The 12,494-nt window shown below is 68.7% G+C and carries 11 protein-coding genes; 9 read left to right on the forward strand and 2 right to left on the reverse strand.

The window, feature by feature from the left end; translation table 11 throughout:
* Window positions 1–209: 209 nt before the first annotated feature.
* The 6 genes from eccD to ACQPWZ_RS26795 all read left to right on the forward strand — a co-directional run bounded on the left by eccD (window position 210) and on the right by ACQPWZ_RS26795 (window position 7,287).
* Entirely contained in the window at window positions 210–1,709 is a 1,500-nt protein-coding gene (gene eccD, locus ACQPWZ_RS26770) for a type VII secretion integral membrane protein EccD (RefSeq protein WP_340478029.1), read from the forward strand.
* Window positions 1,710–1,875: 166 nt separating this feature from the next.
* A complete protein-coding gene (gene rpsO, locus ACQPWZ_RS26775) occupies window positions 1,876–2,166 on the forward strand; it encodes a 30S ribosomal protein S15 (RefSeq protein ID WP_433572566.1) in 291 nt (96 codons plus the stop codon).
* 279 nt (window positions 2,167–2,445) lie between these two features.
* Window positions 2,446–4,665, forward strand: coding sequence for a polyribonucleotide nucleotidyltransferase (locus ACQPWZ_RS26780; protein ID WP_340475761.1), 2,220 nt, complete (start codon window positions 2,446–2,448; stop codon window positions 4,663–4,665).
* A complete protein-coding gene (locus ACQPWZ_RS26785) occupies window positions 4,662–6,041 on the forward strand; it encodes a M16 family metallopeptidase (RefSeq protein WP_433572567.1) in 1,380 nt (459 codons plus the stop codon). Before ACQPWZ_RS26780 ends, ACQPWZ_RS26785 begins: the two co-directional genes overlap by 4 nt.
* Before the next feature lie 26 nt (window positions 6,042–6,067).
* Window positions 6,068–6,820, forward strand: a complete 753-nt coding sequence (gene dapB / locus ACQPWZ_RS26790; protein ID WP_327679585.1) for a 4-hydroxy-tetrahydrodipicolinate reductase — start codon at window positions 6,068–6,070, stop codon at window positions 6,818–6,820.
* A gap of 14 nt (window positions 6,821–6,834) precedes the next feature.
* On the forward strand, window positions 6,835–7,287 hold the full coding sequence (locus tag ACQPWZ_RS26795; RefSeq protein ID WP_356706191.1) for a tetratricopeptide repeat protein: 453 nt from the start codon (window positions 6,835–6,837) through the stop codon (window positions 7,285–7,287).
* A gap of 260 nt (window positions 7,288–7,547) precedes the next feature.
* Here ACQPWZ_RS26795 and ACQPWZ_RS26800 read toward each other — a convergent pair whose 3' ends face one another.
* Window positions 7,548–8,102 carry a hypothetical protein gene (locus ACQPWZ_RS26800; RefSeq protein ID WP_356706192.1) on the reverse strand — a complete coding sequence of 185 codons (555 nt, stop codon included), beginning with the start codon at window positions 8,100–8,102 and terminating at the stop codon, window positions 7,548–7,550.
* 131 nt (window positions 8,103–8,233) lie between these two features.
* Window positions 8,234–8,473, reverse strand: a complete 240-nt coding sequence (locus ACQPWZ_RS26805; RefSeq protein ID WP_433572568.1) for a hypothetical protein — start codon at window positions 8,471–8,473, stop codon at window positions 8,234–8,236.
* Window positions 8,474–8,652: 179 nt separating this feature from the next.
* Here ACQPWZ_RS26805 and thyX point away from each other — a divergent pair, with 179 nt between their 5' ends.
* The 3 genes from thyX (at window position 8,653) to ACQPWZ_RS26820 (ending at window position 12,308) form a co-directional block, all read left to right on the forward strand.
* The gene (thyX, locus tag ACQPWZ_RS26810; protein ID WP_340475769.1) at window positions 8,653–9,393 is read left to right on the forward strand and encodes an FAD-dependent thymidylate synthase; all 741 of its coding nucleotides are present in this window, start codon (window positions 8,653–8,655) and stop codon (window positions 9,391–9,393) included.
* A gap of 199 nt (window positions 9,394–9,592) precedes the next feature.
* Window positions 9,593–10,492, forward strand: coding sequence for a 4-hydroxy-tetrahydrodipicolinate synthase (gene dapA, locus ACQPWZ_RS26815; RefSeq protein ID WP_433572569.1), 900 nt, complete (start codon window positions 9,593–9,595; stop codon window positions 10,490–10,492).
* A 130-nt stretch (window positions 10,493–10,622) separates the two neighbouring features.
* Complete coding sequence (locus ACQPWZ_RS26820) at window positions 10,623–12,308, forward strand: ribonuclease J (protein ID WP_356706193.1); 1,686 nt, start codon at window positions 10,623–10,625, stop codon at window positions 12,306–12,308.
* Window positions 12,309–12,494: the final 186 nt, after the last annotated feature.

A 12,494-nucleotide genomic window follows, 5' to 3' on the forward strand; every position in this document is an offset into this window, starting at 1 on the left:
TTGCCGGACGGAAATGTTCCTATCGGCGCCCCCGTGGCGACGGGTCCCGTCCGCGGGGAGGGATCCTACTTGCGCCGGGGCGGACGGGTGGGCGGTAGGGTGGCGCGACGTCTTTGCGCACCCATGAACTTCCGCAAAAAATGGGTCATTCGGAGCGCAATGCCGGGCGTACGAAGCATGAGGACCACGAGGGGATGCAGCAGGTGACTATGACGGCCCGAGCGGCGGCTGCGGGGACGGGTCATCCGGGTTCCGCGACTCCGTCGAGCAGCGGAACCGGTTTCTGCCGAGTGACGGTCGTCGCGCCGGACGGCCGCGTCGATGTGGCACTGCCCGAGGACATCCCCCTCGCCGACCTCTACCCGGAGATCCTGCGCCTGTCCGGACAGAGCCCCGCGCAGGGCGCTCCGGTCGGCTACCACCTCGTGCGCCGCGACGGCACTGTGCTCGACAGCACCCGCTCCCTCGCCTCCCAGCGCATCCTCGACGGCGAACTGCTGTCCATGCGGCCGTTCTCCGAGTCGCTGCCGCCCGCGGTCTTCGACGACGTGTCCGACGCCGTCGCCTCCGCGGTCGCCCGCGACCGCACCCTGTGGAGCGACGGCCTGATGCGGGGCGCCGGCCTCTTCGGAGGCTCGGTCCTGCTCGTCCTGGTGGGCTTCGTGCTGTGGACGGCCGACCCGCTGCACGACATGCACGGACTCGCCGGCATCCTGGCCGCCGTCACCGGCGTCCTGCTGCTCGCGCTCGCCTGCGTACGGGCCCGGGTGTACGACGACCGCGGATCGGCCGTCGCCCTCGGCATCGGCGCGATGGCGAACGCCGCCGTCGCCGGCTCCGGACTGCTGCCCCCGGCCACCGGACAGGGCATCGGCAAGCTCCAGTTCCTGCTCGCCTGCGCCGCCGTCCTGGTCTTCGCGGTGCTCCTGACCATCGTCGCCCCCGCCGGTGACGGCCCCTTCGTCGCGTTCGTCTTCGCCGCGACGGTCGGCGTGCTCGTCACCTTCGTCGCGATCCTGCGTGACCTGGAGCCGGTCGAGAGCGCCGCGGTGTGCGCACCCCTCGCCGTCGGCGCCCTCGCTTTCCTTCCGGGCTTCTCCACCCGTTTCGCCCGGCTGCCCATCGGCTTCGATCCGCCGCGCACGACCATGGGGGAGTACGGCAGCGACCCCGAGCCCGCGGGCCCGGTCGACGCCGAGCGCATCGCCGCCCAGGCCCGCCGGGGCCACGAGCTGATGGTCGGCCTCGTCGGCGGCTGCGCGCTGGTCGCCGTCGCCTCCGCCGCCGTCCTCGGCTTCTCCGACAACGTCTGGGGCCAGCTGCTCGCCCTCAGCACCGGCATCGCGATGCTGATGCGCGCCCATCTCTTCCGCTACACCGCGCAGGTCGGCTGCGCGCTGGGCGCCGGCCTCGGCTCCCTGGTGCTGCTCGGGCTCGGCCTGTGCCTCAACCCGCCGGCCGGCCTCATGCGCGACGCCCTGCGCGGCGACAGCACGGCCCTCGACGTCCGTACGATCTGGCTGACCGCCGCCGTCGCCGGTGTGGCCGCGCTGATCACCGCCATCGGCCTGATCGTGCCCCGTAAGGGAGTGACCCCCTTCTGGGGCCGCTTCCTGGAGGTCGCCGAGACGTTTGTGCTGCTCACGCTGGTGCCGCTGTGCCTCGCGGTGTTCGACGTGTACCACTCCATCCGGGCGCTGACCTCGTAGCCGAGGCTGGTACGCTGTGTGACGGCCGTTTGTGTACGCCCTTCCCGGAGCCTCGATGCTCTGGGTGCAGCGCTCATCGGACCTTCGCCTCCGAGTCACGGAAGCACTCCTGAGAACCAGACCAGGGGCACTCGTGGGCGCATCGAACATCAAAGAGGAGTACCGCGTGTCTCTCGACGCCGCTACGAAGAAGCAGATCATGACCGAGTTCAGCACCAAGGAGGGCGACACCGGCTCCCCCGAGGTGCAGGTCGCGATGCTCTCGCGCCGTATCTCGGACCTGACCGAGCACCTCAAGACGCACAAGCACGACCACCACTCCCGTCGTGGTCTGCTGATCCTCGTCGGCCAGCGCCGCCGTCTGCTGCAGTACCTGGCCAAGAAGGACATCCAGCGCTTCCGCGCCCTGGTCGACCGCCTCGGCATCCGCCGTGGTGCGGCCGGCGGTGCCAAGTAAGGACGCCGTGAAGGGAGCGGTTCCCACTCTGAGGGGGCCGCTCCCTTTGCTGTACGTGCGCGACGTACCGGACGCCAATTAGTCTGGTCGCAGAACGCACCACCGAACACGAGCGGGAAGCCGCCTCGCCGCCGCCGGTCCTCGGTAGTGGCTCCCGGAGACACAAGCCCCCGGGTGCTTCGATCGAAGACCGGCCCGCAGAACGAGAGCTTCTCCGCCACCGTCCTCCCGCCACACGGGCGGAAGGACGAAAGACGCAACGTAACGGAGAAAACGCTAGTGGAGAACGAGACCCACTACGCCGAGGCCGTCATTGACAACGGTACTTTCGGCACCCGCACCATCCGCTTCGAGACGGGACGCCTGGCCAAGCAGGCCGCCGGTTCCGCCGTGGCGTACCTGGACGACGACACCATGGTGCTGTCGGCCACCACCGCCTCCAAGAAGCCCAAGGACCAGCTCGACTTCTTCCCCCTGACGGTGGACGTCGAGGAGCGGATGTACGCAGCCGGCAAGATCCCCGGCTCCTTCTTCCGTCGTGAGGGCCGGCCCTCCGAGGACGCGATCCTCACCTGCCGCCTCATCGACCGCCCGCTGCGCCCCTCCTTCAAGAAGGGCCTGCGCAACGAGATCCAGATCGTCGAGACGATCATGGCGCTCAACCCCGACCACCTGTACGACGTGGTCGCGATCAACGCCGCCTCCTGCTCCACGCAGCTGGCCGGCCTGCCCTTCTCCGGCCCGATCGGCGGCACCCGTGTCGCCCTGATCAAGGGCCAGTGGGTCGCGTTCCCGACGCACACCGAGCTCGAGGACGCCGTCTTCGACATGGTCGTCGCCGGTCGCGTCCTCGAGGACGGCGACGTCGCGATCATGATGGTCGAGGCCGAGGCCACCGAGAAGACCATCCAGCTCGTCAAGGACGGCGCCGAGGCTCCCACCGAGGAGATTGTCGCCGCCGGTCTCGAGGCCGCGAAGCCCTTCATCAAGGCGCTCTGCAAGGCCCAGTCCGACCTCGCCGCCAAGGCCGCCAAGCCCGTCGGCGAGTTCCCCGTCTTCCTCGACTACCAGGACGACGTCCTGGAGGCGCTCACCGCCGCGGTCAAGGACGAGCTCGCCCAGGCCCTCACCATCCCGGGCAAGCAGGAGCGCGAGACCGAGCTCGACCGCATCAAGGAGATCGCCGCCGAGAAGCTGCTCCCGCAGTTCGAGGGTCGCGAGAAGGAGATCTCCGGTGCCTACCGCGCGCTGACCAAGAAGCTGGTCCGCGAGCGCGTCATCAAGGACAAGGTCCGTATCGACGGCCGTGGCGTCACGGACATCCGTACGCTCGCCGCCGAGGTCGAGGCCATCCCGCGCGTGCACGGCTCGGCGCTGTTCGAGCGTGGCGAGACCCAGATCCTGGGCGTCACCACCCTCAACATGCTCCGGATGGAGCAGCAGCTGGACACCCTCTCCCCGGTGACCCGCAAGCGCTACATGCACAACTACAACTTCCCGCCCTACTCCGTCGGTGAGACCGGCCGCGTCGGTTCGCCGAAGCGCCGCGAGATCGGCCACGGTGCGCTCGCCGAGCGCGCCATCGTGCCGGTGCTGCCGACGCGCGAGGAGTTCCCCTACGCGATCCGCCAGGTCTCCGAGGCGCTGGGCTCCAACGGCTCGACGTCCATGGGCTCGGTCTGCGCCTCCACCATGTCGCTGCTGAACGCCGGTGTGCCCCTCAAGGCCGCCGTCGCCGGTATCGCCATGGGCCTGATCTCGCAGGAGATCGACGGCGAGACGCACTACGTCGCCCTCACCGACATCCTCGGTGCGGAGGACGCCTACGGCGACATGGACTTCAAGGTCGCCGGTACGAAGACCTTCGTCACCGCGCTCCAGCTCGACACCAAGCTCGACGGCATCCCCGCCTCGGTCCTGGCCGCCGCGCTGAAGCAGGCCCGCGACGCCCGCCTCCACATCCTCGATGTGATGAACGAGGCCATCGACGTCCCGGACGAGATGTCCCCGAACGCCCCGCGGATCATCACCGTCAAGATCCCGGTGGACAAGATCGGTGAGGTCATCGGCCCCAAGGGCAAGATGATCAACCAGATCCAGGAGGACACCGGCGCCGACATCACGATCGAGGACGACGGCACCATCTACATCGGTGCCCAGCAGGGCTCGCAGGCCGAGGCCGCCCGCGCCACGATCAACGGCATCGCCAACCCGACCATGCCGGAGGTCGGCGAGCGCTACCTGGGTACGGTCGTCAAGACCACCACCTTCGGTGCGTTCGTGTCCCTGCTCCCGGGCAAGGACGGCCTGCTGCACATCTCGCAGATCCGCAAGCTCGCCGGTGGCAAGCGCGTGGAGAACGTCGAGGACGTGCTCGCGGTCGGCTCCAAGGTCCAGGTCGAGATCGCCGAGATCGACTCCCGCGGCAAGCTCTCCCTCATCCCCGTCGTCGAGGGTGAAGAAGAGCCCGAGGCCGAGAAGGACGACGCTGCCAAGTGACGGCTCGTAGTTCCACGACGACGGCCCGCACCTCCTCGGAGGCGCGGGCCGTCGCCCGTACCCAAACGCTTCTCCAGGGCGAGAGCGGCATCGGCACGGTCCGCCGCACCACCCTCCCGGGCGGCCTGCGCATCGTCACCGAGTCGCTCCCGTCCGTCCGGTCGGCGACCTTCGGCATCTGGGCACACGTCGGCTCCCGCGACGAGACCCCCGCGCTGAACGGCGCCACCCACTACCTCGAGCACCTCCTGTTCAAGGGCACGCACAAGCGCTCCGCCCTCGACATCTCCTCCGCGATCGACGCGGTCGGCGGCGAGATGAACGCCTTCACGGCGAAGGAGTACACCTGCTACTACGCACGGGTGCTCGACACCGATCTGCCGCTCGCCATCGACGTGGTCTGCGACATGCTCACCGGTTCGCTGATCCTCCAGGAGGACGTCGACGCCGAGCGCGGTGTCATCCTCGAGGAGATCGCGATGACCGAGGACGATCCGGGCGACTGTGTGCACGACCTGTTCGCGCACACCATGCTCGGTGACACCCCCCTCGGCCGCCCGGTCCTCGGCACCGTCGACACCGTCAACGCGCTGACCGCCGAGCGTGTCCGCCGCTTCTACAAGAAGCACTACGACCCGACCCATCTGGTCGTGGCCGCCGCGGGCAACATCGACCACGCCACCGTCGTACGGCAGGTCCGCCGCGCCTTCGAGAAGGCCGGCGCCCTGACCCGCACGGACGCGGTCCCGCTCGCCCCCCGCGACGGACACCGCACCCTGCGCACCGCCGGCAAGGTCGAACTGCTCAACCGCAGGACCGAGCAGGCCCACGTCGTCCTCGGCATGCCGGGCCTCGCCCGCACCGACGACCGCCGCTGGGCCCTCGGCGTACTGAACACCGCCCTCGGCGGCGGCATGTCCTCGCGCCTCTTCCAGGAGGTGCGGGAGAAGCGCGGCCTCGCCTACAGCGTGTACTCGTACACCTCGGGCTTCGCCGACTGCGGACTCTTCGGCGTCTACGCGGGCTGCCGCCCGAGCCAGGTCCACGACGTGCTGAAGATCTGCCGCGACGAACTCGACCGGGTCGCCTCCGAGGGACTGTCGGACGACGAGATCGGCCGCGCCGTCGGCCAGCTCTCCGGCTCCACGGTGCTCGGCCTGGAGGACACCGGCGCGCTGATGAACCGCATCGGCAAGAGCGAGCTGTGCTGGGGCGAGCAGATGTCGGTCGACGAGATGCTCGCCAGGATCGCGGCCGTCACCCCCGACGAGGTGCGCGCGGTGGCCGGCGAGGTGCTGGGACAGCGCCCGTCCCTCTCGGTGATCGGCCCGCTCAAGGACAGGCAGGCCGACCGCCTGCACGAAGCTGTCTCCTAGAGTTCCTCACATTAGGGATAGAAACGATGAGCAAGCTGCGCGTGGCCGTCCTCGGTGCCAACGGCCGGATCGGCTCGGAAGCCGTACAGGCCGTCGAGGCCGCCGAGGACATGGAACTGGTCGCCGCACTCGGCCGGGGCGACAAGCTGGAGGCCCTGGTGGACGCCGGCGCCCAGGTCGCGGTCGAACTGACCACCCCCACCTCGGTGATGGGCAACCTCGACTTCTGTGTACGCCACGGCATCCACGCGGTCGTCGGCACCACCGGCTGGACCGACGAACGCCTCGCGCAGCTCAACACCTCGCTCGCCGCTTCCCCGCAGACCGGTGTGCTCATCGCGCCGAACTTCTCGATCGGCGCAGTGCTCACCATGAAGTTCGCGCAGCAGGCGGCGCGCTACTTCGAGTCCGTCGAGGTCGTCGAGCTCCACCACCCGAACAAGGCCGACGCCCCTTCCGGCACGGCCACCCGCACGGCCCAGCTGATCGCGGCCGCCCGCGCCGAGGCGGGCCTCGCACCGCAGCCCGACGCCACGGTCACCGCGCTGGACGGCGCGCGTGGCGCGGATGTCGACGGCGTTCCGGTGCACGCCGTACGGCTGCGCGGTCTGCTCGCCCACCAGGAGGTCCTGCTGGGCGGCGAGGGCGAGACGCTGACCATCCGGCACGACTCGCTGCACCACAGCAGCTTCATGCCGGGCATCCTCCTGGGCGTCCGCCAGGTCGTGTCCGCACCCGGGCTCACCTTCGGCCTGGAACACTTCCTCGACCTCGGCTGACCCGGAAAGCCCTCATGCGCGCGAAAATCACGTACCTCGTCACGGCTGCCGTCCTGGTCGTCTACTTCGTCCTGGTCGGCAGCCGCGGGGTGATGCTCATACAGCACGGCACCCTGCTCACCGTCAGCTTCGGCGTGGCCGTGCTGATCCTGCCGGTGATCGGCCTCTGGTTCCTCTGGAAGAACACACAGTTCGTGACCCGGGCCAACCAGCTCGCGGCCGAACTGGACGCCGAGGGCGGGCTGCCGGTCGACGAACTGGAACGCACCCCCGGCGGCCGCATCGACCGCGATTCGGCGGACTCCGTCTTCGCCAGGCGCCGCGCGGAGACCGAGGACTCACCGGGCGACTGGCGCTGCTGGTTCCGGCTGGCGGTCGCGTACCACGACGCCCGGGACACCCCGCGCGCCCGCAAGGCGATGCAGCGCGCCATCGCCCTGCACGACGGCCGGCCGGCTCCCACCTAAGGGCTGTCCCGTAATCCCCGGCGGGCGCACGACGACAGCTACGGCACTCCCCCGTAGCCCTTCGGGCACGGGAGGTGCCCCCACGCTGCGTTGTCGGATCGCCCGAATACGCCCAGTATGAGGGCGACCCTTCGCCTTGCGATGCACCGCATCTGACGCCGCGCGCTGTTCCACCGGGGATGACGGGACAGCCCGTAGAAACCGGTGGCCACCGGGAAACCGGCTGCCACCTGGAAACAGACGGCCACCTGAAAGCAGGTTCAGGCCTGCACGGTCCGGTACTCCGAACCCCATGCCTCGACGCTGTCCGCGGCCCGGTCGAACGCCTCGACGCGCGCCAGGAAGTCCGCGTTGTGGTCGGTGATCAGAGGCAGCGGCTCGCTGCCCGCGCGTGCGAGAACGAGTGCCTGACCCTGCACCGTCCGCGGCAGGCCCAGCCAGCGGACCGGCTGCTGCACTGTACGGACGTCGGCCGCCTCGTTCCACGGAACCGTGGTGGTCCCGAAGAAGCCCACGCGGCGCAGCCCGTGCCTGCTGACCCACACACCGACGCGCAGCAGTCGCAGCGCCGCGACGATGAGCACGAGCCCCAGGCCCGCACAGACGGCGGCACCGGGCAGCGCGCCGGCGAAGGCGATGATCATCGCGGCGAGCAGGATGAACGACGCCAGCAGCAGCAAGAGTGCGGCCGCCGCGACCCGCCACGGGCCCGGCCGGTACGGCCGGCGCCACCGGTCGTGGTCGTCGAAGGGCAGCGCGACATCGTCCGCGTTCGTGTCAAATGCGCGGTCCGCCGTCAGGAAGGGCAGGGGCACGACTGATCCTCACTCACCAGCACACTCGATTGGGCTGTGCCCGGTGAGGCTACCGAGCAGGTCACCGGCCGACCACCCCAGGGGGGCCATGGGGGTGCTTCCCCGGCCCGCTCTGGGCCGCGAAGGCGAGATCAGCGCCCCTCGGACGCCTCGGACTGCTGTGAATGGGCCGGCGCCTGGCCGGAACCGAGCGCGGGAAGCCCGAACAGCAGCGAGCCGACCAGCCCGGCGACGACGGTCAGCCCGAGCAGCGTACGGCCGGTGAGCTCGGAGACGCTCGGTCGTTCACGGGGTGGGGGAGTGACGTTACTGCGGAAGCGATCGGCCTCGGCGACGAAGGTGAACGGGACGGCTTCTCGCCGAAAGAACATCAGAAAACTCCTTGAGGTCTGGTATCTGGACGCTTCTCCTGGTAGAGACGCGAGAAACCACCCGGAGGTGCCATCGTTCGGCAAGTTGCTCCAGAAGGCTCACGAGGGCGGAGGTACTCCCGGGATGCTGCGTCGTTAAAGTGGTCGCCGCCCCCTGAGTACGACCGGAAGGACCCCTGGTGCCCGACACCCCTGCCGAGAGCGCAACTCCGAGCTTCCGCGGTGACGTCACAGTCGAGCTGGTGAAGCACACCGCCGGCGACTCCGACGTGCTGTGGGCCGCCCGCGTCTCCACGGCCGGCGAGCAGTCGCTGGAGGAGCTCCAGAAGGACCCGGAGCGCTCCAAGGGGCTCATCAACTACCTGATGCGGGACCGCCACGGCAGCCCCTTCGAGCACAACTCGATGACCTTCTTCATCAGCGCCCCCATCTTCGTGTTCCGCGAGTTCATGCGGCACCGCGTGGGCTGGTCGTACAACGAGGAGTCCGGCCGCTACCGGGAGCTTCAGCCGGTCTTCTACGTCCCCGGCCAGGACCGCAAGCTCGTGCAGCAGGGCCGCCCCGGCAAGTACGTCTTCGTCGACGGCACTCCGGAGCAGCACAAGGTCGTCAGCGAGGCCATGGAGGAGTCCTACCGGCGCTCCTACGAGACCTACCAGGAGATGCTGGCCGAGGGCGTCGCCCGTGAGGTGGCCCGTGCGGTCCTGCCCGTGGGTCTTTTCTCGTCGATGTACGCGACCTGCAACGCACGCTCGCTGATGCACTTCCTCGGCCTGCGTACCCAGCACGAGCTGGCAACCGTTCCGTCCTTCCCGCAGCGGGAGATCGAGATGGTCGGCGAGAGGATGGAGGAGCACTGGGCGCGGCTGATGCCGCTCACCTACGCGGCCTTCAATGCCAACGGCCGCGTGGCTCCCTGAGCCGCCTGCGAGTACATACGTACGCATCCACGGGTGAAGTGTCCGCATTGCGGTGTTTCGTGAAGTTCATCTAGGCTGATCAAACGGACCCGGCACTGCTTGAACCCCCGAGCAGGCAGTGCCGGGCTCCTCATGTCACGTCGTACGTCACGTGCCCCGAGGGGACACACCGTGCTGAGCAGCGAGTAGCGTGTTACCCATGGCTCCGATCTCCACTCCGCAGACCCCCTTCGGCAGGGTCCTCACCGCCATGGTCACGCCGTTCACGGCTGACGGCGCACTTGACCTCGCCGGTGCTCAGCACCTGGCGGCCCACCTGGTGGACGCAGGCAACGACGGCCTGGTCATCAACGGCACCACCGGTGAGTCGCCGACCACCAGCAACGCGGAGAAAGACCAGCTCGTACGAGCCGTACTGGAAGCGGTCGGAGACCGGGCCCATGTCGTGGCCGGAGTCGGCACCAACGACACCCGCCACAGCATCGAACTCGCCCGCGCGGCCGAACGGGCCGGCGCGCACGGCCTTCTCGCGGTGACGCCGTACTACAACAAGCCCCCGCAGGAGGGCCTGTTGCGTCACTTCGCAGCCATCGCCGACTCGACGGAACTGCCCGTCATGCTCTACGACATCCCGGGCCGCAGCGGTGTCCCCATCGACACGGAAACCCTGGTGCGTCTGTCCGAGCACCCGCGTATCGTCGCCAACAAGGACGCCAAGGGAGACCTCGGCCGCGCCAGCTGGGCCATCGCCCGCAGCGGCCTCGCCTGGTACTCCGGCGACGACATGCTGAACCTCCCGCTGCTCTCGGTCGGCGCCATCGGATTCGTCTCCGTCGTCGGCCATGTCGTCACCCCGGAGCTCCGCGCCCTCGTCGACGCCCATGCCGGCGGTGACGTCCAGAAGGCCACCGAGATCCACCAGCGGCTGCTTCCGGTCTTCACCGGCATGTTCCGCACCCAGGGCGTCATCACCACCAAGGCGGCGCTGACCCTTCAGGGCCTCCCCGCCGGGCCGCTCAGGCTCCCGCTCGTCGAGCTGTCCCCGCAGGAAACCGCCCAGCTCAAGATCGACCTGGCGGCCGGCGGGGTACAGCTCTGACCACCGACTTCACAACTGAATAAGCAGGAATAACCGGCCATCCGCGGTCGGACAGACAACAGCAAGTGCACGAATGACATGTACGCCACGTGCCCCAGCGGTACGTGGCGTACGTGGTGAGGAGAGTCTTTTGAGTCATCCGCATCCCGAACTCGGCGCCCCGCCGAAGCTCCCGAAGGGCGGCCTGCGCGTCACCCCGCTCGGCGGTCTCGGCGAGATCGGCCGCAACATGACGGTTTTCGAATACGAGGGCCGACTGCTCATCGTCGACTGCGGCGTCCTCTTCCCCGAGGAGGAACAGCCCGGAATCGACCTCATCCTTCCGGACTTCACCACCCTCCGGGACCGCCTCGACGACATCGACGGCATCGTGCTCACGCACGGCCACGAGGACCACATCGGTGGCGTCCCCTATCTGCTGCGCCTGAAGGCGGACATCCCGCTCATCGGGTCGAAGCTGACCCTCGCCCTGATCGAGGCGAAGCTCCAGGAACACCGCATCCGGCCGTACACGCTGGAAGTGAGCGAAGGCCACCGCGAGCGCATCGGCCCGTTCGACTGCGAATTCATCGCGGTCAACCACTCCATCCCGGACGCCCTGGCCGTCGCCATCCGCACCCCCGCGGGCATGGCCGTCCACACCGGCGACTTCAAGATGGACCAGCTGCCGCTCGACGGCCGGCTGACCGACCTGCACGCCTTCGCCCGGCTCAGCGAGGAAGGCATCGACCTTCTGCTGTCCGACTCGACGAACGCCGAGGTCCCCGGATTCGTCCCGCCGGAGCGGGACATCTCCAACGTGCTGCGCACGGTCTTCGCGAACGCCCAGAAGCGCATCATCGTCGCGAGCTTCGCCAGTCATGTGCACCGCATCCAGCAGATCCTCGACGCCGCCCACGAATACGGAAGGCGTGTCGCCTTCGTCGGGCGCTCGATGGTCCGCAACATGGGCATCGCCCGTGACCTCGGCTATCTGAAGGTCCCGGCCGGACTCGTCGTGGACGTCAAGACGCTCGACGACCTGCCGGACCACGAGATCGTCCTCGTCTGTACGGGCTCGCAGGGCGAACCCATGGCGGCCCTGTCCCGCATGGCCAACCGCGACCACCAGATCCGGATCGTCCAGGGCGACACGGTGATCCTGGCGTCGTCGCTCATCCCCGGCAACGAGAACGCGGTCTATCGCGTGATCAACGGCCTGAGCCGGTGGGGCGCGAACGTCGTCCACAAGGGCAACGCCAAGGTCCATGTATCGGGTCACGCCTCGGCGGGCGAGCTGCTGTACTTCTACAACATCTGCCGGCCGAAGAACCTGATGCCGGTCCACGGTGAATGGCGCCATCTGCGGGCCAATGCCGAACTCGGTGCACAGACGGGCGTTCCCAAGGAGCGCATCGTCATCGCCGAGGACGGAGTCGTCGTCGACCTCGTCGACGGCAAGGCCAGGATCGTCGGCAAGGTCCAGGCGGGCTATGTGTACGTCGACGGTCTCTCGGTCGGCGATGTCACCGAAGCGTCCCTGAAGGACCGTCGCATCCTCGGAGACGAGGGCATCATCTCGGTCTTCGTCGTGGTCGACTCCACGACGGGCAAGGTCGTCGGCGGCCCGAACCTGCACGCGCGCGGTTCCGGAATCGAGGACTCGGCCTTCAACGCGGTCATCCCGAAGATCGAGGACGCGATCGCCAAGGCAGGCGCCGACGGCGTCGCCGAACCGCACCAACTCCAGCAGTTGGTACGCCGCACGGTGGGCAAGTGGGTGTCCGACACCTACCGTCGCCGGCCGATGATCCTCCCCGTCGTCGTCGAGGTCTGACCCTCTGACGTCGCTGTTCTCGGAGCGGAGCCCCTCGATTTGCATCGGGGCGCTCCGCTCCAGTACGTTTACGTCTCCGCCCGCAGGGAACTCGATGTGCTTACGCGCTCGAAGCAGTGACCTGAACGGGAGGGAAATTCCGACTCAGAATCTCTGATAAAGTCGGTGCAGCCGAAAGGCAAAAGG

Source organism: Streptomyces sp. CA-251247 (assembly GCF_050952975.1).
GTDB lineage: Bacteria > Actinomycetota > Actinomycetes > Streptomycetales > Streptomycetaceae > Streptomyces > Streptomyces achmelvichensis.

Excerpts from the sequence above, each read along its gene's own strand:
- eccD (WP_340478029.1), top strand. The coding sequence starts at position 210 with ATGACGGCCCGAGCGGCGGCTGCGGGGACGGGTCATCCGGGTTCCGCG.
- dapB (WP_327679585.1), top strand. The coding sequence starts at position 6,068 with ATGAGCAAGCTGCGCGTGGCCGTCCTCGGTGCCAACGGCCGGATCGGC.
- ACQPWZ_RS26795 (WP_356706191.1), top strand. The coding sequence starts at position 6,835 with ATGCGCGCGAAAATCACGTACCTCGTCACGGCTGCCGTCCTGGTCGTC.
- ACQPWZ_RS26805 (WP_433572568.1), bottom strand. The coding sequence starts at position 8,473 with ATGTTCTTTCGGCGAGAAGCCGTCCCGTTCACCTTCGTCGCCGAGGCC.
- dapA (WP_433572569.1), top strand. The coding sequence starts at position 9,593 with ATGGCTCCGATCTCCACTCCGCAGACCCCCTTCGGCAGGGTCCTCACC.